We start from the raw sequence: 26567 nt of genomic DNA, 5'->3' as shown, positions 1-26567 counted from the left end.
TATCGGCGCCGCTACATCTCCGTCAATAGCTCGAGCATTCGCCCCTGGTGACAGCCGGCGTCCACGATGGACGGTTCACCCCGAGACCCGCGCCGATCCCGGAGATCGTTTCAATCGTCGGGTGGCACGCGGATGTCGGGTGGGACGTGGATGACGCCCGCCGCCTGAGCCGGCCGGCCGGATTGTGGACCGGGGCAGGCCGGGGCCGAGCCAGCGTGACACGGAAGCCGGACCAGCGTGACGCGGGGCCGAGCCAACGTGACGCGGGGCCACGGTCGGGTCGGGGCCGGGGGCCGGGTCAGGCGCGGCGAAGCGTGAAGACCTCGTGTCGGCCGTTGCCGCAGACGTCCTGCATGATCTGTACGCCGTCCCGGGTCATCCCCTGGTAGACCCCGATGCAGAGGTTGCTCCCACCGGCGACGGAACGCATCCGGTAGCCGCTCGCCGGCGAACCGACCGGCTCCAGCCGGAACTGCTGGTCGCTCCGGCTGCTTCCGCAGCTCACGCCGGCCACCAGCAGCCCGGCCCCCCGACCGCCGTAGTCGACGGTGGCGCACCGGGCGCCACTGGAGTACTGGAGCTTGATGCGGTACACGTTCCCGCTGACGTGCTCCAGCACCGTCGCCGGCCGCGCCGAGGCGCAGGAGTGCTGACCGAGGACGATCCGCCGGGTGTTCTTGAAGAGTTCGGGTCCCTCGCCGAGACACATCCCGGTGTGTGCGGGACGGATCTGGTAGCGGCCGGAGAAGACCGTCGTCCCGGAACCGTCGCCGGAGCTCCGGTCACTGTCACCACTGTCACCACCACTGTCACCGCTGTCACCGCCGCCTCCGGAGGAGGACCGGGTCAGAGTACGGCCCGGGGAGGTCGGATCCGGCGCGGACCGGCCGGGCGACCTGGTGCTGGCCGTGGCGGTGGGGGTGCCGGACGTCGCCGTGGTGGGGGTGCCGGACGTCGCCGTGGTGGGGGTCGGACCGGCGCTCGACGGTGCGGCGGAGGGCGTGGCGACGGAGACCGGCGCGGGGAGTCCTCCGGCCCGCACGTCGGCCTCGTCCTCGGGCCGCTGCGTCAACCACACGATCGCGCCGACCGCGAGCAGTGCGGTGACCACGCCGCCAACCAGCGCGAGGTTCCGGGCTCGGGGGCCCGTCCCTCCGGTCGGCTCGGCCGGGTCGGTCGCCGCCGTCGCCGTGGCGGACGTACCCGCCGGGGCCGCCGACGATCTGGTCGGGGCCGCCGAAGCGGCCGTCCTCGTCGACCCGGCCGCGGTCCGGGCCGGTGCCCTGGTCGCCGAGTCCGCGCCGCGGTCCGGGCTGGTCTGAGCGATGGTGCGGGGAGCCGCGCTCGGGGCTCCCGGCGCGGCGGGGGCCGGCGCGGTCGCCCCGACCGGCCCGGTCGGCTCGGTGGTCCCGGCCGCCGGCGCGGTGGTTGCCGGCGTCCGCCCGGACGTGCCGGCCGCCATCGGCGCTCCCGACGCCGCCGCGGGTTCGGCCACCGGCGCGGCCGCCTCGACCGACCGCTCGGGCGCGGCATGCTTGGCCGGCGGGGCGGACGCGGCCGGCTCGGCCGGCTGGGCCGCCGCGGCGCGGTCCGCCCCCTGTCCGGATCCGGCGGTCGCCGGCGACGCGACGGCGGAGGTGGTCGGGATGCCGCGTGCCGCCGCGGTGGAGGGTCTGCCCGGCTTCACCGCGTGCCGCCCACCCTGCTGGCGGCGCGCGCCCCGACGCCGGCCGGCCCGATGAGCCGGACCGGACGGTGCCGGAGGAGGCGACGACTCCGCCGGGGCGGGGCCGGACGATGCGGTCACGGCGGGATCGGGCGACTCCGGACCGGGCAGGCGCTGTCCACAGCCTGGACCGAGGCAGTACGCGGCGGCCTCGTCGTTCTCCTGCCCACAGTGCACGCAGACGACCATCGCACCCTTCCGTTCATCGACAAATGACCCCGGTTTCAACCGGGGCGGACCGGTGGTCCAGCAGACGTGGCGACCCTCCGTGTCGGATCCCGCCGTGGTGACCTGCGTCGCGGACCGAAGCGACCGTCCGCAGTGGAGACAATGGCTGACGCCCGCCGGGGTGGCCGGGAACGGCCGTCGGCTCACCGGACTCTATCGAACCGTGGCGCCAACGGGAATGGACGATGTGCCGTCACATCGTCCGCCGATCCGGTCGCTCGGTGGCCCCGCGACCGGCGTCTCCCATCGGTCCGGATACCGCGTCAGGGCCACGAGCCGGGCCGAAAAACGGCAGGATGGAGGCGTGGTGGATGCGGTGATCTTCGACCTGGACGGCGTGCTGGTGGACTCCGAACCGGTGTGGGAGCGGGTCCGGCGGCGGTACGTCGATGCCCGGGGCGGCCGGTGGCAGGCCGACACCCAGCACCGACTGATGGGAATGAGCACCGGCGAATGGTCGCGCTACCTGCACGACGAGCTCGGCGTGCCGGAGCCGCCGGAACGGATCGCCGCCGACGTGATCGGGGAGATGGCCGACGAGTACGCGCGCCAGCTCCCGCTCATCGACACCGCCGCCGAGGTGGTACGACGGCTCGCCCGGCGCTGGCCGCTCGGGCTCGCCAGCTCGTCGCCGCGCCGGCTGATCGAGGTGGCGCTGGAGGCCACCGCACTCACCGACGTGTTCCGGGCGACGCTCTCGACCGAGGAGGTGGCCCGGGGCAAGCCGGCGCCGGACGCCTACCTCGCGGTCGCGGAGCGGATGGGGGTGCCGGCCGGCCGTTGCGTCGCCGTCGAGGACTCGACCAACGGCGTACGCGCGGCAGCCGCGGCCGGGATGCGGGTGGTGGCGGTGCCGCGCCGGTCGTACCCGCTGACGCCGGACGCCGAGCAGCTCGCCGCAGTGATCCTGACCGACATCACCGAGCTGACCGAGGAGACCGTGCCCCCGGCCCGGTCACCGCGGATCGTGGAGATCTCCCGGGGCCGGATGGTCGTCGACGGGATCGGCGAGGGCAAGGACTTCAAGCTCTACCCGGGCGGCGGTCGGCCCTGGGACTGGACCGAGACCGGGACCCGGCACGACCCGGGGATCCAGCCGGCCGACGTGACCGAACTGCTCGGCAACGGCGCGACCCGGGTGGTGCTCGCCGAGGGCTTCGACGGGCAGTTACGGGTCGACCCGGCCACCGTACGCTTCCTCGAGGAGCGGGGGGTCGAGGTGCACGTCGCCCGGACCGACCGGGCCGTCGAGCTCTACAACAGCCTCGCGGTACGGGAGGCGGTCGGGGCACTCATCCACTCCACCTGTTGACGTCACTCCACCTGGTGAACGGCGGGGCGGGCCGACGGCGTGGCCCGGCGCTCAGGCCGGCAGCAGCAGGATCTTCCCGGTGGTCCGCCGCCCCTCCAGGTCGGCATGCGCCCGGGGCGCGTCGGTCAGCGGGTACGTCCCGCCGACCCGAACCGTCAGCTGCCCCTCGGAGATCCAGCCGAACAGGTCGGCGGCGCGCTTCAGCAGCTCGTCCCGGGTGGCGATGTGGGCCGGGAGGCTGGGCCGGGTCAGGTAGAGCGACCCGCCCGCGGCGAGCCGGCCGGTGTCGAAGGGCGGGATGTCCCCGCTGGAGGCGCCGTAGAGGACCAGCAGCCCGCGGCGGCGCAGCGCGGCCAGACTGTCGTCGAAGGTGGCTCGGCCGACGCCGTCGTACACCACCGCCGCTCCGGCACCGCCGGTCACCTCGCGGACCACGTCAAGGAAGGTGTCGTACCGGGCGACGTGGTCGGCGCCGGCCTGCCGGGCCAGCTCCGCCTTCACCTCCGACGAGGTGGTCCCGATGACGGTGCCGCCGCGGAGCTTGACCAACTGGGTCAGCATCAGCCCGACCCCACCGGCCGCGGCATGCACCACGACGGGTTCACCGGAGGCGACCGGGTGCGTGGTGTGCGACAGGTAGTGCGCGGTCATCCCCTGGAGCAGCACCGCCGCCGCGATCCGCAGGTCAACCCGCTCCGGTACGGGCACGGCCCGGGCGGCCGGCACCGCGACCCGGGCGGCGTAGCTGCCGGGTACGCCGGTCCAGGCGACCCGATCTCCCTCGACGAACCCCTCCACGTCCGGGCCGACCGCCGCCACCGTGCCGGCGCCCTCCTGACCCGGCACCGCCGGCAGCTCGGGGGCGTACGGCGGAATGCCCCGGCGCTGGTAGACGTCCGCGTAGTTCACCCCGGCGGCGACCACGTCGACGAGGAGCTGGCCCGCCGCGGGCCGCGGATCGGGGGCGTCCACCACCTCCAGGACCTCCGGTCCGCCGTGTCGCCGCATCAGCACCGCCCGCATGGGTCCATCGTCGCCCCGCCGACTCCTCGCTTTCCCGGTTTCCGGAGAGCGGCACCGAATCAGGGGCCGCGCGCAGCCGGAGCCCCGGCGGAGGAGGGAAGCCCCGGTCGCGGGTGTCGGCTTTCCGTCAGCGCCGACCCGGCCCGCCCGCCGGACCGCGGCGCGTCGCCCCGGGGCGGGACCGACCCCGGCCCGCCGACCCCCCGGTCGGGCTGCCCCGCCGCCCGGTGGCCGGGCCCGCGACCGGGCCCGCAGCGGCCCGGTGGCCGGGCCCGGCACCTCCCGACACGTCGGCTACTGACGACGTACGGCTAATCCGAGACATATCCGCATATCGCGTCCGTCGACCACAAATCTGTTGCTCTAGGTATCTATCTGCTTACCATGCGGTCGGAACAGACTGCCCGCCCAAGGAGGTGGCCAACGACCGCGACCGGTCGACGATCCACCCACCACTGCCCGGATGAACAGCGAGAACGGTCCACGGTATGTCAACTCTCCGATCGACACTCCGCCGCGCTTTCCACCAGTCGGGCGCGCACCACGTCCGGCGAGCCGCCCACAGGCTCGCGCTCCGCACCCGAGCCGGCGCGTTCCGCAACGAGATCGGCGTCATCCTGCACGCCGACCACACCGACATCCGCGGCACCGAACTGGCCGTCTACAAGGGGAATCTCGACCGCAACGCGGTGGCCGCCTGGCGTCGGCTGGTGACCGAGGTCCGGCCCACGGTCGCCATCGACGTCGGCGCCAACTACGGCGAGGTCGCCTTCTGCACGTCCTACTACGGCCTCCGGGAGCTGCACCTCGTCGAGCCGAACCCCGCCGTACTCCCCTGGCTGCGCAAGACCGTCGCGCTGGCCGCCGCCGACTACCCCGGCACCGTGCTGCACGCCGGCGCGGCCAGCGATCGGTCCGGGACCGCCCGGCTCTACCTGCACGAGCACACCGGCGTCGCGTCGCTGCGGGTGCCGAACAGCCGGTGCGTGGAGGTGGAGTGCTTCCGTCTGGACGAGCGGATCCGGCTCCGGGCCGACGACGTCGTGCTCTTCAAGATCGATGTGGAGGGGCACGAGCAGGCCGCCCTGGAGGGGATGCGCGGACTGCTGTGCAATCGCCAGGCCGTCGGGATCTGCGAGATCCTGCACGCCGACGACGACCTGCTGACGTACCTCTGCGCCAACTTCGTCGTGGCCCTCCAGTACGCCGGCACCGAGCGGCCGGTGGACGAGAGGGGCCTCCGCGACGCCGTGACCCGGGCCCGCGAGACCGGCTGGGGTGACCTCGGCAAGGACGTGATCCTTCGGTCGCGGTGACGGTCCACGCCGCAGCGTCGTCCGGCGCTGCCGGGCCGACGACTCGGCACCGCCGGCCGACGGGCGCGGCGCTTGCTCAGGCCGACGGGCGCGGCGCCGTCACCCAGGCCAACGGGCCCGGCGCCACCGCTCAGTTCGCGCAGACGAAGCGGGGATCCGCCCAGACCCCGACAGCGCCCCCGGAGGGGCTGCTGGTTACCAGGTCGACGTAGCTGGCCTGGGCCACGTTGACCTCGATCCGCTGGGCGTGGTCCGCTCGGCTGCGAATCCCGGAGTCGAAGACGGTCACGTCGTCGACCCGGACCGCGAAGGCGACCTGGGCGTCGTCGGCGCCGACGTCGATGACCGCCTGGAGGCGCTCACAACCCGCCGGCGGCTGCACCCGTAGCCGGCTGGGGGCGGCGGTCAGCACGGCCCGGGGGTACACCTCACCGTGCAGGGTCACGACGCCCGGAGTCGCGCCGGCCGGCCCCACCGTGGTGGGCGCCAGTGGCTCCGCAGCGTCCCCGTCCACCAGGATCGGCAGGTCCGACAGGGCGTAGGTGACCTCCTGGCGGACCGGCTGTCGGATGCGGGTCGTCACTCCGGGCCAGAGGTTGACCGCCATCAGGCCGAGGCCGGCGGCGAGCACACCCACGGTCGTGACCATGGCCCGGTGCCAGCGGACGGCCGGGACGACGGGCCGCCGGACAGGAGCCGATTCGGGACCATCCGGAGCCGGACCGACCGGAGCGGGCGTGGCGGCCCGGATCGGGGCCGGGCCGGTCGGCCGAGGCCGGGCCGGGCTCACCCGGGCCGGGACCACGGACGGCCGACGCCGGGCCGCCAGGTCCTCGATCCAGCCGAACAACGCCACCGCCACGCCGACCAGTACCCAGACCACGGCCAGCCGGAGGACGATGTTCGTCATCCATCCGCCGGAGGCGGCTACCGGCGCGATCAGCGATCCGGCGAGCACCCCGGCAGGCAGGTGCCACAGGTAGATCGTCACCGCCCGGGCGTTCAGCAGCTCCACGGCCCGGTCGAGCGGGCGGATCCGACCCAGCCAGTCGAGCCGGGGCCGGAACCGGAAGACCGTGGCGACGAACACCAGCGACCAGAGCGTGTTGGCGCCCTGCATCCGGTTCAGGTCGTAGTTACCGGTCGACCAGCCGAGATAGAGCACCCAGGCCGCGCCGGCCAGGGCGAGCCCGATCACCACGAGTGCGAACCGCCGGGCGGAGATCCGGCGGAGCAGCCCGTCGTGGTGCGCGAAGCCCAGCAGCCAGCAGGCGAGGTACGAGGCGACGTTGGTCACCTGCTCGGTGAAGTAGCCGCCGGCGTTCACGACCTCGTACCGGAAGGCGATCGGCAGTGCGGCCGCCACCGCGAGGCTCTGCCACGGCCAACGCCGGAACGCGGGCCGCAGCAGCGGGGAGAGCAGCACCAGCCACAGGTACGTGACGATGTACCAGAGCACGGTGTTGCAGGCCCAGGCCCAGGACTGGCTACCGACAGGTGGCGTCCGGGCGGGGAAGACCCACCAGATCAGTTCCCCCCAGCCGAGCCGGGCGGCCGGGGCGGCACCCCACCCCGTCAGCAGCAGCGCCGTCACCACCACCGCGCCGAAGCCCCAGAGCGGCGGCAGCAGCCGACGCAGCCGGCGGCGCACCGCGCTGGACCCGGTCCGGTCCAGCGATCTGGCCATCAGCGATCCGGCCAGGGCGAACATCAGGCCCATCGCCGGGAACAGCACGGTCAGCCAGATCCAGCCGAGAACGTGGTACGTCACCACCCGGACGAGCGCGGTGGCCCGCCACAGGTCGAGATAGCGATCGCGGCCGGCCCCGGCGGGGGGCGACGGCGGCGTGTCGCCCGCGGCCACGGAGCCGGCCAAAGCCGCGACCGTGGAGTCAGGTGACGCTGCCATCGTCCTCTCTCCCCGCCTACGGGCGCTTCGCCCGGAACAGACCCTTGCCCCTCAGTCCTACCCGACAAACCTGAACATTCCCTGACCGGGTCCGGGCCGGGTTTTTCGGGTCGCTCTCGGGCCCCGCCAGGAGCAAGATGGGGACCGCACCCTCCGGCGACGGGGCCCGACGGCCGGCCCGGAGGACGAGCAGCGAGGAGGTGACCGGGGTTGGCAGCACCGGACGGGACATCGCGCATGACAGCGGCCGTCTACCGGCGCACCGGCGACCCGTCGGTGCTTGAGGTGGTCGACCGGCCCGTACCCGAGCCCGGGCCGGGCGAGGTCCTGGTCCGGGTCGCCGTCTCCGGGGTGAACCCCACGGACTGGAAGTCCCGACAGGGGGACGGGTCCGGAGCGCCCCCGAAGGAGGGCTGGCAGATTCCGCACCAGGACGGCGCGGGAGTCATCGAGGCGGTCGGCACCGGCGTCGACGCGAAGCTGCTCGGCGAGCGGGTGTGGATCTGGGAGGCCGCCTGGCAGCGGCCCTGGGGGACCGCGGCGGAGTACACCGTGGTCCCGGTCCGGCAGGTCGTCCGGCTCGGCTCGGCCTCCTTCGACCTGGGCGCCAGCCTCGGCATTCCATTCCTGACCGCGCACCGCTGCCTCACCGTCGGGGAGACCATGCCCGACCGCCTCGACGTCGGCGCGCTCAGCGGGCGGACGGTGCTGGTCCAGGGTGGCGCGGGCGCGGTCGGCAACGCGGCCATCCAACTCGCCCGCTGGGCCGACGCCACCGTCGTCGCCACGGTCAGCAGCGCCGAGAAGGCCCAGCTCGCGGCGGCGGCCGGCGCCACCCACGTCATCAACTACCGGGACGAGGACGTGGTGGCCGAGGTTCGCAAGATCGTGCCGGCCGGGGTGGACGCGATCGTCGAGGTCGCCGCCGCACGCAACGCCGAGATCGACCGCCAGGTGATCGGCCCCGCCGGGACGGTCGCGGTCTACGCCGACGACGGCGGCGAGTCGCTCGCGATCCCCATCCGACCGATGATGATCTCGAACGTACGCTGGCAGTTCGTCCTGGTCTACACGCTACCGCCGGTGGCGAAGGCACACGCGGTCGAGGACGTGGCGGCCGCCGCCGCGTCCGGCGTGCTCCGGGTCGGTGTCGAGGCGGGCCTCCCGCTGCACTACTACCCACTGACCGAGATCGCCGAGGCGCACCGGGCGGTGCAGAACCGCGCGGTCGGGAAGGTGCTGGTGGTCACCAGCGCCCAGTAGTCACGGCAGGGCTCCGCCGCCGGAACATCCGGCTGTCCCGCGAGCGGTCCGGCGAGGAACACCAGCAGGAGGCGAGGAACACCAGCAGGAAGTGCGGGCCACCGGGAACCGCGTCACGGCACGAGAACGACCTTGCCGCGCAGCCCACCCGCCTCCACCAGCCGGTGGGCGTCCGCCGCCTCCGCCAGCGGCAGCGTGACCGCCACCCGGGTCCGGAGCCGCCCCTCGGCCACCGCCGCCATCAGCCCGGCCAGCATCGACGGGTCGAGCCGGACCATGACGACGTGCTGACGTACCCGGCGGGCCGGATCCACCGACGGCGTGGGACGGGTCGTCACCAGCGTGCCGCCGTCGGCGACCGCGGCGGCCGGCGTACCGACCGGCACCGCGTCCAGGACGGCCGGCACCGGCCCGACGGTGGCCAGGTCGGCGGTCCGGGGCAGCACCTCGGCGGCACCGAGCCCCCGGACCCACTCCTCGTCGTCCCGGCCGGCACCCGCGATCACCCGGAGCCCGGCCTGCGCGGCGAGCTGGACCGCGAAGCCACCCACCCCGCCGCTCGCGCCGGTGACCAGCAGCGGGGTACCAGGCTCCGCGGCGATCAGCTCCAGGGCCTGCCGCGCGGTCGACGCGTTCAGCGCCACGGTGGCGGCGGCGGCCAGGTCGAGGTCGTCGGGGATCGGGACGACCCAGTCCCGCTCGGCCGAGACGAGTTCGGCGTACGCGCCGGAGTCGCCCCGGGTCAGATACCACGGCACCATCCCGGCGACCCGGGTTCCGGGCCGGAGATCGGTGACCCCGTCTCCGACGGTCACCACCTCCCCGGCGAAGTCCCAGCCGAGCACGAACGGCGGCGGCACCGGGCCACCGGGGACGAGTCCCCGCCGGGCGCCCAGGTCGGCCGGGTTGACGCTGACGGCCCGAACCCGGACCAGGACCTTGCCCGGCCCCGCGACCGGGTCGGGGCGTTCCACCACTCGCAGCACCTCGGGCCCGCCCACCGCTGTCGCCGCCACCGCACGCACGTGATCGCCCCCTCGTCGGATGGTCCCCATCCTCACGCCCGCTTCGGGCGGTCCCCATCCTCACGCTCGGCACGCGGGCTGGCAACGCCCCGTCAGTCCGGCCGGCCGCCGGGGCCGGCGGGCTCGCACGGAGCGGGAGCGCCGAGCGGCCGAGGAACGGCGAGGCGTCGCCGGCAGCCGGCGGCCCGACCGGGTCGCGCGGGCGGCCGGGCCGGACCACACAGCGGCCGGGCCGGGGCACGCCGTTTCCCGGTTACGGGAAGAATCGACGGCGGAGAGCCGTTCGCGCGAACGTGGTCTCGGACCGCGCCAACCACCAGAGCGGGGAGTCGCCGATGAGCAGCATTTCCTGGGCGGAGTCGTACCTCGGGCAACTTCGGGCACTCGCCGGGGACCGGACGCTGCTCTTCGTCGGCGCCCGGGCCGTGGTCCGGAACACCGCCGGTCAGGTGCTGCTGATCGAACGCGCGGACAACGGCTACTGGGCTCTGCCGGCCGGGGCGATGGAGCTGGGCGAGTCGATCGCGCAGTGCGCGATCCGGGAGGTCTGGGAGGAGACCGGCCTGACCGTCACCGCGGTCACCCCGTTCGCCATGTACACCGGCCCGGACCACACCTTCACCAACATGTACGGCGACACGTACCAGCTCTTCGTCGTCGCCTTCCGCGTCGACACCTGGGAGGGCGACCTGCTGCCCAGCACCGACGAGACCACCGACGCCGGCTTCTTCCCGGCCGAGGCGCCGCCGGCACCGCTGTCGTCCACGGTGCCCGAGACACTCGACGACCTCGCCACCTTCGAACGCACCGGCCAGATCGTCCTCAAGTAGCCCGCGGGGGTCCACCGTCAGATCATCGTCTGGGCGTTGGCCTCCATCGAGGTGGCCGCGTCGCCCCGGCCCTCCCTGGTCAGGGCCTCGTTCGAGGTGGTCGGCGGGGCACCCCGCAGCTCCCGGTTCGGCACCGCCAGGGTCACCGCCACCGCCAGGATCGCGATCAGCCCGGCGACCAGGAAGACGGTGTGCAGCGCACCGACGAACGACTCCTGGATGGCGGTACGGACCGGGTCGGGCAGGGCCAGGATCCGCGCCGGCTCGTTGATCGAGATCTCGTGCCCGGCACCCGCGAACTGGGGCTGCTGTGCCGGCGGCAGTTGGGCGATCGCCCCCGGCAGCCGTTCACCGAGCTCGGTGGAGAGCCGGGCCGACAGCACCGCACCGAGGATCGCCACGCCGAAGGAACCGCCCAGCGAGCGGAAGAAGGTGGCTGCCGACGTACCGGCACCGAGGTCGCGGACCTCGACCGCGTTCTGGACGGCGAGGATCAGGGGCTGCATGCAGAGACCCAGCCCGATGCCGATGACCACCATGTAGACGAACGCGACAAAGAGCGGCGAGTCAACCTGCAACTGGGTGAAGAGCAGCATGCCGAGCACCAGGACGGCCGTCCCGGCGAACGGGAACCACTTGTAGCGGCCGATCCGGCTGATCGCCCGCCCCGAGAGGACCGAGGTGACGATGACCCCGGCCATCATCGGCAGCATCAGCAGACCGCTGTCGGTCGGCGAGGCGCCCTTGACGATCTGCAGGTAGAGCGGGATGAAGATGATCGACCCGAACATCACCAGGCCGAGGACGAATCCCGCGGCGTTGGCGAGCGCGAAGGTGGGCCGACGGAACAGTGTGAGCGGCAGGATCGGCTCGGCGACCCGCGCCTCCTGCACGAGGAAGAGTACGGCGAGCACGGCGCCGGCCACGAAGAGCCCGACGATGACACCGGAGCCCCAGGCGTACTCGGTGCCACCCCAGCTCAACGCCAGCAGCACCGCGCTGACCCCGGCCACCAGCAACCCCGCCCCGAGCCAGTCGATCGCGTGCCGCCGACGCCGGAACGGAACCAGCCGCATGACGCGGTAGCAGACGATGATGGCCACGATCGCCAGGGGCACGTTCAGATAGAAGATCCACCGCCAGTTGTGCTCGGCGAAGTAGCCGCCCACGAGCGGCCCGGCCACCGAGGAGAGGCCGAAGACCGCCCCGAAGAGTCCCTGGTAACGCCCCCGCTCTCGCGGGGTCACGACGTCGGAGATGATCGTGAAGGCCAGGGTCATCAGGCCGCCGGCGCCGAGGCCCTGAATGCCCCGGGTCACGATCAGCTGGGTCATGTTCTGGGAGAGCCCGGCCAGCAGCGAGCCGACCAGGAACGTACCGATCGAGAAGAGGAAGACCGGACGGCGGCCGAGCAGGTCGGCCATCTTGCCGTAGAGCGGGGTCGAGGCGGTCGAGGCCAGCAGGTACGCGGTGACCACCCACGAGTAGTGGTTGATCCCGCCCAGCTCCCCGACGATGGTCGGGAGCGCCGTTCCGACGATGGTCTGATCCAGGGCGGCCAGCAGCATGCCGGTCATCAGCCCGGTCATCAGCAGCAGGATCTGCCGGTGGCTCAACCTCGGGCGGGCGTCCGCAGCGGTGGTCATAGTGCCTTCTCCCCCGGTCAGCCCGAAAGATGCCTCGGCCCCCCGCACTCGCCGCCGCCCGTGCCACCACCGACGCCGACACGGCCGGGGGTGGACCTTGCCCCGCCCCTCTACCGTCGACGCTCCCGGACCGGTACGCCGCGCCGTCAGCGACGGCCTGGCAGGGAGCGCATCAGCGGTCCGAGGTACGGACCGGTGCCGAAGGAGGCCACGTGGACAGCGGGAGAGTCGCGTTCCTCACGGTCGCGGCGGTCGCCCTCACCCTCACGGCGGGCGGATGCGGAAGACAAGATCCCGCCGACGCCTACCGGGACAAGCTCACCAAGGCGGGCTTCACCTCGGTGACGGTGCACGCCGACGAGGAGACGACGGGTAGCCGGAAGAAGCGGAAGAAGCGGATCGTCGCATACGACTTCGACTGGGTCGTCAACAGCGACGGCGACCCGGCCACCTGCACGGTCGAGCTGGAACACCCCGGAGACTCCGGGAAACTGCGTGGCCGGCACTGGCACATCGACGAGGTGAACGGCCAGGAGGTGACCGGCTGGGGCACCAACAGCCCAGATCCGGACACGGTGCGCCGTCTGCTCCAGGAACACCACTTCGACTGCTGAGCGGTGGATCTCGGTCGTTACCGGGACGTCGGGGGTGAAACGCCCCGCCGCCCGGATCGGTGGGGTCCGACCCGGGCGGCGAGGTTTGGCCCGGGCGGCATCGGGGACGTGCCGCACATGGCAAGAGACGCAGCGGAGCAGCGGCGCCTGGCCGCGGTCGTGGAGAGCTGGCTCGGGCGCGGCGTGTTGGTGGTCGGCGACGCGATGCTCGACGAGTGGCGGTTCGCCGAGTCCGACCGGCTCTGTCGGGAGGCGCCGGCGCCGGTCCTCACCCTGCGCCGCCGGCTCTGCGCCGCCGGTGGCGCCGCGAACGCCGCGGTCAACCTGACCGCGCTCGGCGGTCGGGCCGCCCTGGTCGCCCCGGTCGGCGCGGACGTCGCCGGCGACGAGCTGCACGACTGCCTCGACCGGGCGGGGGTCTGGGACCGGACGATCAGCCAGCCGGGCCGGCCGACCCCGGTGAAGCGGCGGCTGCTCGCCGCCGACCAGATCCTGCTCCGGGAGGACGAGGGCGAGGCCGACGAGACGCTGCCGGAGGACGGCGTGCGGCGGATGCTGCAGGCGCTGGCCCACGCCACCGAGGAACTGCGCGCCGACCGGGACGGCCAGGCGCCGACGCTGGTGGTCTGCGACTACGGCCTCGGCGCGCTCCCCGAGCCGGTCCGGAGCTGGCTGGTCGAGAACCGCCACCGCTACGCGACGGTGGCGCTGGACGCCCACGACCTGGCGTACTGGCGGGGTCTGGCGCCGACCGTGGTGACCCCGAGCTTCGCCGAGGCGACCCGGCTGCTCAGCAACCCGGCCCCGGCGGGCTCCGAGTCGGCGCCGACGGCGGTCGCCGGTACCCGGGTCAGCGTCGCCGAGGACGGGAGCACCACCGCCACCCGGGGCCGGGCCGGGACACCGGCGACGCGATCCGGCCCGGCGATCGTCGCCAGCGGCGCCGCCGACTCCGACGGGGACGGGGCGGCCCCGACCGACGGGGGAAGCGCCAGCCCGGCCGACGAGGGCGGCGGCCCGGCCGGCGGTGACGGCATCACGGTGACCAGCGACGAGATCGGGGTCTCCGGGGACGACATCGTGGTGGCCGGCGACGAGACGGCCAGCGCCGCCGGACGTCCGGTCGCCCCCGGTGGGACCAGCCGGGCGCTCGTCGCCCAGGCCCGCCTCGCCGAGCTGCGGGAACGTACCGGCGCCGACGTCGTCGCCGTCACCCTCGACGCCGAGGGTGCGGTGGTCGGCGGCGCCGACGGGCGGCCCCGACGCAGCCACGCCACGCCGGTGCCGGCCAGCTACGCGGTCGGCGCCGGGGACGCGTACCTGGCGGCGATGACGCTGGCGCTGGCCGCCGGCGCGCCGCTGCCGACGGCGGCCCAGCTCGCCCAGCTCGCCGCCGCCACCACCGTCTCGGACACCGGCACCTGCGTCTGCCGCCGGGAGGACCTGCTCGCCGCGCTCAGCGGCACCGACGACGAACCGGCCCGGATCGTGCTCGACCGGGACGCGCTGCTGGAGGTCGTCGGCCGGCACCGCGCGCAGGGGCACAGCATCGTCTTCACCAACGGGTGCTTCGACGTCCTGCACCACGGGCACGTCCGCTATCTGGACGAGGCCCGGCGCCTCGGCGACCTGCTGGTGGTGGCGGTCAACTCGGACGACAGCGTACGGCGGCTCAAGGGCCCCGACCGCCCGGTGAACCCGGTCGAGGACCGGGTGGCCGTGCTCGCCGCCCTCTCCTGCGTCGACCACGTGGTGGTCTTCGAGGAGGACTCGCCGGCCGCGCTCATCGAGGCGGTCCGCCCGGACGTGTACGTCAAGGGCGGCGACTATCCGCCGGAGATGGTGCCCGAGGCGCCCCTGGTCCGGCGCCTCGGCGGGCAGGTGCGGACCCTGGGCTTCGTACCGGACCGGTCCACCTCGGCGGTGATCGAGCGGATCCGGTCGTACGGCCACCACCGGTCCGAGACGACCGAGGAGGTCACCGGGACCGTCTCCGCCCCGAGCCACCCGGCGTGAGCCCGTCAGCCCGTTTCCCCCGCCCGCTCGACGAGGGCGACCCGGCCGGGTTCCGTCGGCCCCGGCTGCTCGACGTACTGATCCCGACCCGCAACCGCCCCGCCGCGCTCGCGGTCACCCTCGCCGGGCTCGCCGCCCAGCAGCCCGACCGGGCACCGGACCGACAGCCGGTCGGGCCGGACCGGACCCGGCGGCCGACCCGGGGCGCGGCGGAGCCGGAGGCGGCGGAGCGATTCGGGGTGGTGGTCAGCGACCAGTCGGACGGCGGGCCCGGCTGGGCCGATCCGGCGGCGGCGGCGATGGTCCGGGTCCTCCGGCACCGGGGTCACCCGGTGCTGCTCACCCGGCGGCTGCCCCGGCGTGGGCTGGCCGAGCACCGGGCGTACCTGCTCGACGCGTCGGCCGCCCGGTACGTCCTCTTCCTCGACGACGACGTCTGGCTCGAACCGGGCACCGTGGACCGGCTGCTCACCGCGATCCAGGAGCTGGACTGCGGCTTCGTCGGCAACGCCGTCCACGGACTGTCCTATTTGGACGACGTACGGCCGGAGACCCACCGGCACTACGTCGAGTGGGCGGGACGGCCGGTGCCGGAACGGCTCCGCCCCGGCACCCCCGAGTGGGACCGTGCCCAGATCCACTCGGCCGCCAACCTCCTGCACGTCACCGCGGCCCGCCGGTTGCCGCCCGGGCAGTGGCGGGCGTACAAGGTCTCCTGGATCGGCGGCTGCGTCCTCTACCACCGCGAGCGGCTCCGCGCGGCCGGCGGTTTCGACTTCTGGCGGGAGCTGGACCCGGGGCACCAGGGCGAGGACGTCGCCGCGCAACTCGCGGTGATGAGCCGGTACGCGGGTGCCGGGGTGCTGCCCAGCGGGGCGTACCACCTGGAGGCGCCGACGACGGTGACCGAACGGACCATGGAGGCCTGGGAGGTCGTGCTCACCGATCCGGCGGCGCCGTCGTGACCCGCTCGGCCGTCTCGGTGCCGAGCAGGTCGGTCACCGCCTCCAGCACCTCCACCACCGGTACGTCGGTCACGAACGAACTGCGGTGCGGGCAGGTCCCGGCACCCTCGCGGGCCGGGTAGATGTCCCGGGAACAGTCGATCCCGCACTCCGGGCAGTGGATGGTCCAGGAGGCGATCGGGCGGTGCCGGGCCCGCAGCGGCACGGCGCAGTTGATCAGGTTGCCGACCCAGAAGATGCCGACGGTCGGGGTGTCGACGGCGGCGGCGACGTGCACCGGACCGGTGTCGTTGGCGACCACCACCCGACAGTCGTGGTAGCAGCCGATCAGGCCGCCCAGCGACAGCTCGCCGACCAGCGACCGAACCGGGGCGCGGGCCGCCCGGACCACCCGCTCGGCGAGATCGCGCTCGTCGGGTGTGCCGGTGACCAGCACCTCGTACCCCTGGCCGGCGAGGTGGTCGGCGACCTGCGCGAACCGCTCCGGCGGCCAGCGCCGCCGGGGGTCGCTCGCCCCCGGGTGCAGGGCGATCCGGGGCCGGTCGGGCGGGCCGACCACCGACCGCGCCTCGGCCAGGTCCGCCTCGGTGACCGCCAGCCGGGGCACCAGGCTGGTCGGGTTGGCCCCGACCAGGCCGGCGACCTCCAGGTAGCGAACGATCTCCGGCTGGTAGTAGACGTACCGGAGCCACCGGTCCAGCGGCGGAGCGTTCTCGGCCCGCAGCCCGGCGGTGACCCGGGCACCGAGCGCGGCGACCAGCGGGTTCGAGTTCGCCCCACCGCCGTGCATCTGGAGTGCCAGGTCGAACCGCTCCCGCCGGGCGTCGGTCAGGAACCGCGCCATGGAGTCCGGGCGCTCGTCGGGGCCGGCGGTCCGAATCCCGGGGGCCGGCGGCACCACGAGCACCCGGTCGACCGGACCGGGCCGGTCTCGGAGCAGCCGGTCGTGCCAGGGGGCGCCGAGCAGCACCAGCTCGGCGTGGGGATAGCAGGCCCGCAGCGCCTCCAGGGCCGGCAGGGCGAAGATGAAGTCGCCGAGCGCGTTGGCCCGGAGTACGGCGATCCGTTCGACGTCGTCGACCAGATCCCGGACTGTGCCGATCATCGCCCGGCCACCCGTGGCCGGTCAGGCGGTGAACCGCGGTGTCGGGGTGCCGAGCGCGGTGTCCGGTTGGTGCAGCTCCCGGTCGGCGGCCGGATCGACGACCGCGGCGGGGGTGCCGGGGCGGGTCGTGCCTCGCCCGGCTCGCCGGCCCGGGTCGTACCGGCGGCTGCCGATGGTGATGGTCCGGCGGGTCGGCCGGGGCGCCCGGGGCAGGGTGACGGTGAGCAGCCCGTGGTCCATCACCGCGTCGATCTGGTCCGCGTCGACCGGTGCCGGCAGCCGGACCCGATGCGCGAGCGCGCGGGTCCGGGACGCCTCCCCGGGTACGTCGAGATCGCGGTTGACCTCGGCCTCGGAGCGGGCCCGGATGCAGAGGTCGCGGTCGTCGAGTTCGAGCGCCACCTCCTCGGGCGCGACGCCGGGAAGCCGGGCGATCACCGTCCAGCCGCCGTCGGTCTGGCGCAGCTCCACGTCGGGGCTGCCGCCCCGGCCGGCCAGCGCCGAGTCGATCAGCCGGCTCAGCTCCGTCCGGAGCGTCTGCAACCGCTCCACCGGGTCCCAGCCTCGGTCGGGGCCGGCCCGTCCCGCGTCACGTCCTGACTCACCCATGTGCCGTGTCACCTCCTCCTGCGGGCTCCCGGCGTACCTCCGGATTCCCGGCGGGGGTTCAGCGGACGTCGCCGAGGTGGCCGTCCGCCGGATGGGGGCGGAGCGAGCTGGGGGCGTTCAGGTCCGCGTCCGGGTCCACCCCGACGCCGAGCCGGTCCACCAGCTCGCCGCCGAACCACGCGCCGAGCGCGGCCCCGGCGATCGCGACGATCTCGATCGCGACCAGCGCGCCGCCGGCGCCCCGCCCGTCGGCGGCCATCCGCACCGCCCAGATCGCCGCGAAGAGCAGCAGGACCGCCAGGTTCGTGCTGGCGTGCGCGACGCCGACGCGCTTTGCCCGGGTGCCGGCCGGGACGGCCAGCAGGTCGATCAGGCCCGCGACCGCCGCCAGGACGCCGCCGATCAGGCCGACCAGGATGTTCCAGTACGCCAACTCCCCGAGAAAGCCGGGGCCACCGGCGACGTCGACGACGTCGAAGATCACCGCGGCCACGAAGAGCGCGATCGGGAACATCACCAGCATCGGGTGTACCGGGTGTCCCAGCACCTTGGCCCGACTCTCCATCATGGTCGTCTCCCAGCTCGGCCCATCATGGTCGCCTCCCAGCTCGGCGGAGACCGGTACGAGCCGCGCCCCACCGCGTCGACGCTGTGGAGGGCGGTACCCGAACGGTGCGGCGGCAAACCTCGGCGGCCCCGGCGTACGGCCGCGCCCCGGAGCGCTCACGATCACAATGATCAGGCAGCCACCGTCAGTCACGTCGGTGCACCGGGGCTACCGTCGTCGCATGGCTGACGTTGTCGTGATCCCTGGCGGGATGTTCGGGCCGGCTGCTCCACTCCCGATGTACGCCGGCGACGTGGCGGAACGGCGAGGGGCGACGGTGCATCGGCACTCGTGGTCCACGGAGTGCCCACACCCCAACGAGCCAGAGGTCGAAAGCTGGGTTCGCGGCGAAATCACGCCGGTGCTCGACGCCATTGGCGGCCGCCCGCTGCTGATCGGCAAGTCTCGCGGTACGAATGCGGCGGCGATCGCCGCCGAGAGGTCCCTGCCCGCCGTGTGGCTCACGCCCTTGCTCCGCATGCCCTGGGTGGCCGAGGCGTTGCGTCGGGCGACCGCACCGTTCCTGCTCGTGGGTGGTACGGCCGACGTCGTGTGGGGCGGTGACCTCGCCCGCCGGTTGACACCCCACGTGCTGGAGGTGGAGGGCGCGGATCACGGCATGTACGTGCCGGGCCCGCTCACCGAGTCGATCGCGGTCCTCAGCCGGGTCGTGGTCGCCGTGGAGGAGTTCCTCGACGCGATCGACTGGCCGGGTTAGACGCCGGACCACCGCCGGACCGCTTGGGGCACTCCGCGCCACCCCGGCGGGCCGGGGCGTCACCCGGCGCGGGTGACCTGGACGCGGTTGCCCACCTGCGGAACGGGCGATCGCGGCGCGGAGTCTGGACCGGCGCTCCCGGCGGCGCGGTGGATCTCGGAAAGCGGCAGAGGCCCAGATCTCTGACCTGGGCCTCTGGGCTGAGCCGCCTCGGGGAATCGAACCCCGGACCTACGCATTACGAGTGCGTCGCTCTGACCGACTGAGCTAAGGCGGCAACGTCGGCAAGTGTACGACACGCCTCGCCCGGCCGCTGCGGGGGTTTCCCGACCGGCGGTCGGCGGTCTGTTCGTGGACAGCTGCCCCGTGCCCGGTCCGGCTAGGCTTCCATCGATGAGCGAGCACGCCCCCCGGCCGACCGCTCCGTCCGGCCGGCCCGCCGACATCCCGATCCGATCACCCCGGCCGGATCCGGTCGAGCCCGTGACCGCACGCCGCCCGCGCACCCTGGATCCCCGGGAACTCGGCTTCACCCCGCAGCGTCCGGTCCCCTGGCTGGCGCCACTGCTGCTGGTCAGCACCGGGCTACGGACGCTGTTCGCCCTACTCTTCGGGGCATACCTGGACAAACGAGAGCTACAGAGCGCGCTTCCCAGCCGGATCCACCGACAGGTCGGCCCGGACGGGGACCTCTGGCTCGACTTCGTCGCCGACCTCGGCGACGGCTTCCACGCCACGTACTCGGTCGCCTGGCTGCTCTCCCGCGCGGAACTGGAGGTCGACGGGGAACGGCTGCCCCGGGGACAGGTACTCCTGATGGGCGGCGACCAGGTCTACCCGACCGCCAGCGGCGAGGCGTACGAGAACCGGTGCAAGGGGCCGTACCAGGCGGCGCTGCCGCAGCCGCCGGCCGAGGGGCCCGCCCCGGTGCTCTACGCCGTACCCGGCAACCACGACTGGTACGACGGCCTCACCGCCTTCCTCCGGGTCTTCGCCGCCTCCCGGGACGCCGCGATCGGCGGCTGGCAGACCCAGCAGCGCCGGTCGTACTTCGCGGTCGAGCTGCCGGCGGGCTGGTGGCTCTACGGCCTGGACGGCCAGTCCGGGGCGTACCTCGACGATCCGCAGTTGCGCTACTTCGAGGAGGCCGCCACCCGGCTCACCCCCGAGTCGCGGGTGATCATCGCGGTGCCGGAGCCGTCCTGGGTCAAGGCCGTCGACCGACCCGGCGCGTACGACAGCGTCGACTACTTCATCCGTACCGTGGTCGCGCCGACCGGTGCCCAGGTGAAGCTGCTGCTCTCCGGCGACCTGCACCACTACGCCCGCTACTCCGGCCCCGGCCGCGAGTTGGTCACCTGTGGCGGCGGGGGTGCCTACCTCTATCCCACGCACAAGCTGCCCAGGCGGATCGAGGTGCCGCCCCGGGACACGCTGATGCGCCGGGCCAGCCACAGCCAGCCGTACGACCTGGTCGCCCGCTATCCGGACCCGGCCCGGTCCCGCCGGTACGCCTGGGGCATCTTCGGCCGGCTGCCGCTGCGCAACCCCGGCTTCGCCACCCTGCTCGGCATCCTGCACACGATGTTGATGCTGACCATGGCCGGGGTGGCGCTGCCCAGCATCGAGCCGACCGCGCAGCGGCTGTTCAGCATCCCACTGGTGGCGATGCTGACCGTGACGATGCTCGGGGCGGCGGTCTTCGCCAAGCCGCCGAGCGCCGGCGGCAAACGGCACGTCCGGCACTGGCTGCTCGGCATCAGCCACGGCCTCGCCCACCTCGGGCTGGCCGCCGCCGGCGCCTGGACCTGGTTGCAGCTCCCGTTCTGGGACGCGCAGTGGCCACAGCCGGCGGTCGCCGCCGCCGTGGGGTACGGGCCGGTCGCCGGCCTCGCCGCGAGCCTGCTGGTCGCGCTCTACCTGCTGGTCGCCGGAGAGTTCGGGGTCAACCTCAACGAGCTGTACGCGGCCCAGGGCATCGAGGACGCGAAGAGCTTCCTCCGACTGCACATCGCCAGCGACGGCACCCTGACCTGCTACCCACTGGCGGTGGACCGAATCTGCCGGCGCTGGCGACCCGAACCGGACGCCCCGCCAGACGCCGCCTGGCTGGGCCCCGAGCAGCCGCTACGGGTACGCCTCGCCGAGCCGCCGTTCACCCTCCGCTGAGCCGTGCGGTGCACCGCGGGCCGGAGGGCGGGTCGGCGCCGCTCCACGGTGCGCGGACACGCGATTCCGCGGGACGCCGCGGAGCCCGCCACCCGGCACAGCCGGTTGGCGGGCTCCGATGCCGTCACCTCCTCGTCGGGTTCAGCGTGCGTACGACTCGGCCGCGATCTCACTCGCCACGGTGACCGGCGGTGCCTGTGCCTGGCTGGCGCCGGCGCGGTTGGCGGCGGTCACCTGGCAGGTCAGCGCACTGGTGGCGTGCGCGGCGGTCGGGACGAAGGTCGGCTCGTCGGCCCCCTCGATCGGGGTGGGGATGGCGAACGGACCAACGCGGGTGACCGTGGCCCAGCCGTACGAGATGTGGTCGGGCATGCCTCCCCGCCAGATGTCCCACGTCGGCGCGACGCACCGCAGCCGTTTCCCCACCTGCGCAATTCCCGCGATTCTCGGCTGCCGCGCCGGATACGGCTCCAACGCCGGCGTCGGCTGATGAGCCCACGCGCGAAATCTGGGCACCGTGGCGAATGCCACCGGCTGCGGCGTGTCCGCACAGGGCTTCCCGGCCGTCTCGCCGCCGAAGCTCATCACACCGACGAGCACCGGCCCGTCGTCGTGGTATTGCACGATCGGGCTACCGCTGTCCTGGTAGCAGACGTTCACGCCGGTCTGATAGTCCTCCGCGCAGGTCACCGATTCGGCGTCGACGGTCGCCGGGGTCTGCGCCTGACAGGTCGCGTGATCGATGACGGTCAGGTCGCCGCGGTGCAAGACGTCGTTGCGGAAATCCGGCCCGGATGAGCCGGTGCTGCCGTGGGAGAACAGCGACACCGACGCACCCGGCTGCGGCGCCACAGCTGCCACCGGGATCGGTGGCACCGAGGTCACCGCCCGATCCAGCACGACTATCGCCAGGTCGTTGCGGGCACTGGCCAGATTGGCGTCGGTCGGGTCCACCGGCGACGGCAGCACCTCGTATCCGGGCAACACCGACACGCCGGCGACGCGCCGGACCACGCCACGTTCCTCCGACAGCACGCGGGCATTGATGTGCACTTCCAGACCGCTGGGATCGACGCGGTCCAGGCAGTGAGCCGCGGTGAGCACCCGGGTCGGCGTGATCAACGCACCACCGCAGGTCGCCCGTTGCAGGAGCGGGGCAGTGTCAGGAACAAGCGCACTGCCGTTCGCGAACGCCAGCGTGGCCACCCACGGTGCGGCCGTCGGATCGTCGACGGGTTGCCCATTGGTCATCGCATGCGCTGGCACGGCCACAGCGGGGGCGAGTATCGCGGCCATGGCCGCCAGCACGCAATGTCGAATGTATCGCACGCCGCCGACCGTACGAGCCGACCGCATCTCACGAATCTACCTACCGGAGGATCTGTGATGCCTCATCCCCCAGGGGATTCCCCCTACGTACCGATTGCGTTCCACGATTCGGTTGCCAGACAGGGCGGTCGTCTGCGCAGGTCACGGCAAATGTGAACAGCGTGTTCGCGTTTGCTTGAGCGCCATTTCCCAGGTAAAGATGAGTCGTCTTCGCCCGTCGTCGCGACGGGCGCAAATCGCTACCGCGCCGCGTCCACGACGCGCGGTTCGGCATGCACGCGAAAGCCCATCGCGCACGCTGAGGAGGAGGCATGACAATTTTGGTGACCGGTGCCACCGGGACCGTGGGACGGCTGGTGGTCGAGCTCCTGGTGAAGGCGGGCGAACGGGTACGCGCGATGACCCGTGACCCGCGGTCGGCCCGGTTTCCGGACGGCGTCGAGGTGGTGCCGGGCGACTTGACGAAGCCCGCGGGGATGACGGCTGCCCTCACCGGTGTGGAGCGCATGTACCTCTTCCCGGTCGCCCAGACGGCACGCGAGGTGGTCGAACGGGCGAGGCAGGCGGGCGTCCGACGTGTCGTGGTGCTCTCCTCCGGTGCCGTCACGGGCGGCTTCGACATCGACTTCCACCCTCCGGTGGAGCGGGCGGTGGAGGAGTCCGGTCTGGAGTGGACACACGTACGTCCGGGCGAGTTCATGGCCAACCGGCTCTGGATCTGGGGGCCGTCGATCCGGGCGGAGAGCGTGGTCCGCGAACCCTTTCCCGACGTGGCGTGGTGCCCGGTGCACGAGCGTGACATCGCCGAGGTCGCCGCCGCCGCGCTGCTGGAGGACGGGCACCACGGCAGGGCGTACGACCTGAACGGGCCGGAGCTGATCAGCCGTCGGGAACAGGTGCGGGCCATCGCCGAGGCGATCGGGCGGGACGTACGGCTGGAGGTGGTGACCCCGGAGCGGGCGCGGGAACTCTACCGGCAGCAGGGCGGGTTCGCGGCGGACAACGCCGACTTCCTCCTCGGCTTCACCGACTACGCGGGCAACGAGTCCGACCCGACGTCGATCGAGAACCTGAATCTCGGGGAGCGCGGGCCGTTGCCCACCGCGCAGGACGTGACCGGGCGCCCCGCGCGGACGTTCGCGCAGTGGGCGCGCGACCACGCCGACGACTTCCGCTGACCATCGATCGGATGACCGCCGATCGAACCCGCCACGCGGCAGGCTTGTCACGACCGTCGAGGCCCCGGCGGCGCCGTCGGTGTCGACCGGGGCTCTCGACGCAGACGCGCGACTCAGCCGTGCTGCCTGACCAGGTTGAGGAAGTGCCGCCACGCCACCGGCCCGAAGGCCAACACCGGACCGGACGGATCCTTACTGTCCCGGACGAAAACACGGCCGGGACGGTCGGCAACCTCGACGCAGTTTCCGCCGTTGGAGCCGCTGCGGCTGGACTTCCGCCAACTCAACTCACCTGTGCTCATGGACCAACCTACCGATCAGTTCCCGGGTCTGCTCGATGGGCAACGCCCGCCCGGACAGGGCCTCCCAGGTCCACTCTAGGGTGGCGAGGTCGTCGGCGTCCGCAACCACCCGGCCGCGTAGCTGGTCATCCAGGTAGCCGACCGGTCGGCGCCCCGCCAGGGTCGCCACCGCGAAGGCACCGGTCAGACCCGGGTGGATGCCGGCCGAGAAGGGGATCACCCGGATGCCGACGCCGGGTCGCTCGCCAAGCTTCAGCAGGTGGTTGAGCTGACCACGAAGCAGGACCGGATCACCGTACCGGAGCGCGGGTTCACCCACGATCGCCGACAGCGTCACCGGAGGGTCGCGGTCCAGGGTGGCGGCCTGCCGAGCCAGCCGCTTGGCGGTCATCTCGTCGACCTGAGCGGGGGTGTGCGGGCCGACGCCGAGCACGGCGCGGGCGTACGCCTCGGTCTGGAGCAGGCCCGGTATCAGCGTCGGTTCCCACGTACGGATCATCGTGGCCTGCTGCTCGTGATCCGTCCAGGGACGCAGCCAGGGCGCCATCGCGTCCTCTCGCGCGGCGTTGGCCGCGTCGATGATCGCCCCATCCGCCTCCAGCACCGAGTCGAGCCGCTCGGCGGTGTCCGGCTGCGGCACCAGCCGCCCGTTCTCGATCGAGGCGACAAGTGAGGCACTGACGCGAATCGCTTTCGCGAGTTGCCCTTGCGTCAGGCCACGCTCGGTGCGTCGCTGTTTGACGAGTTTCCGTAGATCGTGCACGCCGTATCACCGCCGCATGAAGGTCGATCACAATACATCCGGTCTATTTCACGGCCTCCAATATTCCGCTTCGCCGCAATGACGTCCAGGGTGGATTGAGGCCGGGGCGGGTGACCCGACGCGCGGATGGCCCCAACCCCTCTCCCCCGCGTGACTCGTCCCGGCCGCCCAGACGGGATCGGGTCAGGGCACGACCGGTCCCCGTTCTCCGGATTCCGCGACAGGCGAAGGGGTGACCCGATGGGACCTCGCAGGCGACACATCCGACGGCACGGCCGGGACTGGTGCTGGCTGTGGCTGCGGTGCCGGTGCCGACGCTGGTGGCGCTGCCCCGGCGACGTGTCGATGCTGGATCTGCCGTACTCGACGGCACCGGGCGCTGCGGTGCTTGCCGTGCCCACGTGGCTCGCCACGACGCCCCTGGCCGGGGCGCGCCCCCGGCCGGCCCTGGGCTCCCCGCCGCCGGCCCGGCCCCGGCTCACCGCGAACCAGTCACCTGCCCGGAACACCGCCACCGCGAACCAGTCACCTGCCTGGAACGCCGCCACCGGTCACCACGCGGGCCGAGCCGGCCGGCTCACCCCCGCCCAGATCTCCCGCGCCGGCGCGGGGCGGTGACGGTGGGCGTCGTCGTGCTGCGAAACATGGCCGCGCCAACCGGCCGAGACCCCGAACACACCCCGCGCCGACCACTGTGGACGTGCCGGGCATGCCATCTCGACTGGCCCTGCGAGACGGCACGAGCGGCGCTCTGCGAGGAGTACCGCCTCGACCCTCTGGCGCTGTTCGTGTACCTCGGACTCATGGTGCAGGAGGCAACGCGCGAACTGTACACACTCCATCCGAACCCGGGGCCGGACCCCGCCGCACTGTACGAACGGTTCATCGCCTGGGTTCCGGTGACCCGAATGATTCGCCGGGCACTCCTGATCCGAGAATTCCAGGACGGAATCGTCGGTTCCCCTCGGTCGAATCGACCCGCCACGAACAGCGGCCCATAGCGTGCGCTGGCCCCGCCAATCCGGGCATTTCTGCGGAGTGGAGGCCGGGGAAGCGTCAGGACCGGTCCTCGTAGGCGCGGCGTGATCCGCAGACCTCGGAGAGGGCGCACCGCTTGACGGCGCCGTCGGAGAGCTGCCGCACGGTGACCGTCTCGCTCGGGGGGTGCCGGGACACGACCTTCGCCGGCCCGTCCGGCGTCTGGACCCGCTGACCGGCCGCCGGGTAGGTGGCGCTTCCGGCGTAGAGCGGGTGCTCGTACTTCAGGCAGCACATCAGCCGGCCACAGGCCCCGGAGATCCGCAGCGGGTTCAGCGGCAGGTCCTGGTCCTTCGCCATCCGGATGGTCACCGGCTCGAAGTCGGTCAGGAACGTGGCGCAGCAGAGGTCCCGCCCGCAGGAACCGATGCCGCCCTGCACCCGGGCCGAGTCCCGGGCGGAGAGCTGGCGCAGCTCGACCCGGCAGTGGAGCGTCGCGCCAAGGTCACGGACCAGGGAGCGGAAGTCGACCCGGTGGGGCGCGGTGAAGTAGATGGTGGTCCTCGGCCCGTTCGAACCGGACGACGAGGAGTCGAGGACGTGGTCGACGGCGACCACCTTCATGGGCAGCCCGTGCTCCCGGATCAGCCGCTTCGCCGCCACCTTCGCCTCGGCCTTACGCCGGCGCAACAGCTCGTCGCGGCGCAGATCGGCCTCGGTGGCCATCCCGGCCAGCCGGGGGAAGCCGCTGGTGTCCTCGTCGACCCACTGCGCGGCCCAGACGCACTCCGCGACCTCGGGGCCGTCGTCGGTCGGGACCAACACCCAGTCGCCGACCCGGGGACGCAGGTCACCCGGATCGAGGTAGTAGAGGCGGCCGTAACGGTTGAAGCTGACCGCGCACAGCATGCCCATGCGCCCCACCCTACGACGGAT

General features: G+C 73.2%; 25 protein-coding genes, 1 tRNA gene and 1 pseudogene. 14 read left to right on the top strand and 13 right to left on the bottom strand.

Going from position 1 to position 26567, the window contains the following annotated elements:
• Positions 1-298: 298 nt before the first annotated feature.
• Positions 299-709, bottom strand: coding sequence for an RICIN domain-containing protein (locus EF879_RS03760; RefSeq protein WP_123554617.1), 411 nt, complete (start codon positions 707-709; stop codon positions 299-301).
• A gap of 190 nt (positions 710-899) precedes the next feature.
• Here EF879_RS03760 and EF879_RS03755 point away from each other — a divergent pair, with 190 nt between their 5' ends.
• From EF879_RS03755 to EF879_RS27915, 4 genes and pseudogenes are all read left to right on the top strand, one after another.
• Positions 900-1322 carry a hypothetical protein gene (locus EF879_RS03755; RefSeq protein ID WP_123554615.1) on the top strand — a complete coding sequence of 141 codons (423 nt, stop codon included), beginning with the start codon at positions 900-902 and terminating at the stop codon, positions 1320-1322.
• A gap of 3 nt (positions 1323-1325) precedes the next feature.
• Positions 1326-1742 (top strand): hypothetical protein, encoded by a 417-nt coding sequence (locus tag EF879_RS03750; protein ID WP_123554613.1) that lies wholly within the window; start codon positions 1326-1328, stop codon positions 1740-1742.
• 516 nt (positions 1743-2258) lie between these two features.
• Positions 2259-2897, top strand: a pseudogene (locus EF879_RS27480) (HAD family hydrolase); the annotation flags it as partial.
• Positions 2895-3266: an Mth938-like domain-containing protein gene (locus EF879_RS27915; RefSeq protein WP_255420900.1), complete on the top strand. Its 372-nt coding sequence runs from the start codon at positions 2895-2897 to the stop codon at positions 3264-3266. The pseudogene EF879_RS27480 and the gene EF879_RS27915, both read left to right, overlap by 3 nt.
• A 51-nt stretch (positions 3267-3317) precedes the next feature.
• On the opposite strand, the gene EF879_RS03740 is transcribed toward EF879_RS27915, so the two are convergent.
• A complete protein-coding gene (locus EF879_RS03740; protein WP_123554610.1) occupies positions 3318-4289 on the bottom strand; it encodes a quinone oxidoreductase in 972 nt (323 codons plus the stop codon).
• Positions 4290-4777: 488 nt separating this feature from the next.
• On the opposite strand from EF879_RS03740, the gene EF879_RS03735 reads away from it, so the two are divergent.
• Entirely contained in the window at positions 4778-5605 is an 828-nt protein-coding gene (locus EF879_RS03735) for an FkbM family methyltransferase (protein ID WP_123554608.1), read from the top strand.
• A gap of 130 nt (positions 5606-5735) precedes the next feature.
• Here EF879_RS03735 and EF879_RS03730 read toward each other — a convergent pair whose 3' ends face one another.
• On the bottom strand, positions 5736-7514 hold the full coding sequence (locus tag EF879_RS03730; protein WP_123554606.1) for an acyltransferase family protein: 1779 nt from the start codon (positions 7512-7514) through the stop codon (positions 5736-5738).
• Between the two features lie 237 nt (positions 7515-7751).
• On the opposite strand from EF879_RS03730, the gene EF879_RS03725 reads away from it, so the two are divergent.
• The gene (locus tag EF879_RS03725) at positions 7752-8777 is read left to right on the top strand and encodes an NADPH:quinone reductase (protein ID WP_123554604.1); all 1026 of its coding nucleotides are present in this window, start codon (positions 7752-7754) and stop codon (positions 8775-8777) included.
• A 113-nt stretch (positions 8778-8890) separates the two neighbouring features.
• Here the strand turns inward: EF879_RS03725 and EF879_RS03720 are convergent, their stop codons facing one another.
• Positions 8891-9793 carry an NADP-dependent oxidoreductase gene (locus EF879_RS03720; RefSeq protein ID WP_233604198.1) on the bottom strand — a complete coding sequence of 301 codons (903 nt, stop codon included), beginning with the start codon at positions 9791-9793 and terminating at the stop codon, positions 8891-8893.
• Positions 9794-10137: 344 nt separating this feature from the next.
• On the opposite strand from EF879_RS03720, the gene EF879_RS03715 reads away from it, so the two are divergent.
• Positions 10138-10632, top strand: coding sequence for an NUDIX domain-containing protein (locus EF879_RS03715; RefSeq protein ID WP_123555357.1), 495 nt, complete (start codon positions 10138-10140; stop codon positions 10630-10632).
• A 17-nt stretch (positions 10633-10649) separates the two neighbouring features.
• Here the strand turns inward: EF879_RS03715 and EF879_RS03710 are convergent, their stop codons facing one another.
• Positions 10650-12278 carry an MDR family MFS transporter gene (locus tag EF879_RS03710; protein WP_123554600.1) on the bottom strand — a complete coding sequence of 543 codons (1629 nt, stop codon included), beginning with the start codon at positions 12276-12278 and terminating at the stop codon, positions 10650-10652.
• A 212-nt stretch (positions 12279-12490) separates the two neighbouring features.
• Here EF879_RS03710 and EF879_RS03705 point away from each other — a divergent pair, with 212 nt between their 5' ends.
• The 3 genes from EF879_RS03705 (at position 12491) to EF879_RS03695 (ending at position 15873) form a co-directional block, all read left to right on the top strand.
• Positions 12491-12892 carry a hypothetical protein gene (locus EF879_RS03705; RefSeq protein WP_123554598.1) on the top strand — a complete coding sequence of 134 codons (402 nt, stop codon included), beginning with the start codon at positions 12491-12493 and terminating at the stop codon, positions 12890-12892.
• Between the two features lie 117 nt (positions 12893-13009).
• On the top strand, positions 13010-14908 hold the full coding sequence (gene rfaE2 / locus EF879_RS03700) for a D-glycero-beta-D-manno-heptose 1-phosphate adenylyltransferase (protein ID WP_123554596.1): 1899 nt from the start codon (positions 13010-13012) through the stop codon (positions 14906-14908).
• Complete coding sequence (locus EF879_RS03695; RefSeq protein ID WP_123554594.1) at positions 14905-15873, top strand: glycosyltransferase family 2 protein; 969 nt, start codon at positions 14905-14907, stop codon at positions 15871-15873. The genes rfaE2 and EF879_RS03695 overlap by 4 nt, the downstream gene beginning before the upstream one ends.
• Here EF879_RS03695 and EF879_RS03690 read toward each other — a convergent pair.
• Genes EF879_RS03690 through EF879_RS03680 form a run of 3 tightly spaced genes read right to left on the bottom strand, consistent with a single transcriptional unit; the run spans position 15848 to position 18152 of the window.
• Complete coding sequence (locus EF879_RS03690) at positions 15848-16978, bottom strand: glycosyltransferase family 9 protein (protein ID WP_123554592.1); 1131 nt, start codon at positions 16976-16978, stop codon at positions 15848-15850. The two genes, EF879_RS03695 and EF879_RS03690, sit on opposite strands and share 26 nt — an antisense overlap.
• Before the next feature lie 21 nt (positions 16979-16999).
• On the bottom strand, positions 17000-17587 hold the full coding sequence (locus EF879_RS03685; RefSeq protein ID WP_123554590.1) for an Hsp20/alpha crystallin family protein: 588 nt from the start codon (positions 17585-17587) through the stop codon (positions 17000-17002).
• Between the two features lie 58 nt (positions 17588-17645).
• Entirely contained in the window at positions 17646-18152 is a 507-nt protein-coding gene (locus tag EF879_RS03680) for a DUF2231 domain-containing protein (RefSeq protein WP_123555355.1), read from the bottom strand.
• A gap of 223 nt (positions 18153-18375) precedes the next feature.
• Here EF879_RS03680 and EF879_RS03675 point away from each other — a divergent pair, with 223 nt between their 5' ends.
• Positions 18376-18912 (top strand): alpha/beta hydrolase, encoded by a 537-nt coding sequence (locus EF879_RS03675; protein ID WP_123554588.1) that lies wholly within the window; start codon positions 18376-18378, stop codon positions 18910-18912.
• A 203-nt stretch (positions 18913-19115) separates the two neighbouring features.
• On the opposite strand, the gene EF879_RS03670 is transcribed toward EF879_RS03675, so the two are convergent.
• Positions 19116-19189, bottom strand: a tRNA-Thr gene (locus EF879_RS03670).
• Positions 19190-19305: 116 nt separating this feature from the next.
• Here EF879_RS03670 and EF879_RS03665 point away from each other — a divergent pair.
• Positions 19306-21081, top strand: coding sequence for a metallophosphoesterase (locus EF879_RS03665; RefSeq protein ID WP_123554586.1), 1776 nt, complete (start codon positions 19306-19308; stop codon positions 21079-21081).
• Positions 21082-21222: 141 nt separating this feature from the next.
• On the opposite strand, the gene EF879_RS03660 is transcribed toward EF879_RS03665, so the two are convergent.
• A complete protein-coding gene (locus EF879_RS03660) occupies positions 21223-22410 on the bottom strand; it encodes a trypsin-like serine protease (RefSeq protein WP_199736111.1) in 1188 nt (395 codons plus the stop codon).
• A 311-nt stretch (positions 22411-22721) separates the two neighbouring features.
• On the opposite strand from EF879_RS03660, the gene EF879_RS03655 reads away from it, so the two are divergent.
• The gene (locus tag EF879_RS03655) at positions 22722-23588 is read left to right on the top strand and encodes an NAD(P)H-binding protein (RefSeq protein ID WP_123554584.1); all 867 of its coding nucleotides are present in this window, start codon (positions 22722-22724) and stop codon (positions 23586-23588) included.
• 113 nt (positions 23589-23701) lie between these two features.
• Here EF879_RS03655 and EF879_RS03650 read toward each other — a convergent pair whose 3' ends face one another.
• Positions 23702-23890 carry a DUF397 domain-containing protein gene (locus EF879_RS03650; RefSeq protein WP_123554582.1) on the bottom strand — a complete coding sequence of 63 codons (189 nt, stop codon included), beginning with the start codon at positions 23888-23890 and terminating at the stop codon, positions 23702-23704.
• The gene (locus EF879_RS03645) at positions 23877-24653 is read right to left on the bottom strand and encodes a helix-turn-helix transcriptional regulator (RefSeq protein WP_123554580.1); all 777 of its coding nucleotides are present in this window, start codon (positions 24651-24653) and stop codon (positions 23877-23879) included. The genes EF879_RS03650 and EF879_RS03645 overlap by 14 nt, the downstream gene beginning before the upstream one ends.
• A gap of 240 nt (positions 24654-24893) precedes the next feature.
• On the opposite strand from EF879_RS03645, the gene EF879_RS03640 reads away from it, so the two are divergent.
• The gene (locus EF879_RS03640) at positions 24894-25271 is read left to right on the top strand and encodes a hypothetical protein (protein ID WP_148086346.1); all 378 of its coding nucleotides are present in this window, start codon (positions 24894-24896) and stop codon (positions 25269-25271) included.
• A gap of 438 nt (positions 25272-25709) precedes the next feature.
• Here the strand turns inward: EF879_RS03640 and EF879_RS03630 are convergent, their stop codons facing one another.
• Positions 25710-26546 (bottom strand): regulatory iron-sulfur-containing complex subunit RicT, encoded by an 837-nt coding sequence (locus tag EF879_RS03630; RefSeq protein WP_123554576.1) that lies wholly within the window; start codon positions 26544-26546, stop codon positions 25710-25712.
• Positions 26547-26567 lie beyond the last annotated feature (21 nt).

The sequence above is a fragment of the Micromonospora sp. HM5-17 genome (genome assembly GCF_003762835.1).
Taxonomy (GTDB): Bacteria; Actinomycetota; Actinomycetes; order Mycobacteriales; family Micromonosporaceae; genus Plantactinospora.
The sequence above is the reverse complement of the archived record's forward strand: the minus strand, read 5'-3'. Positions and strand labels throughout refer to the sequence as shown.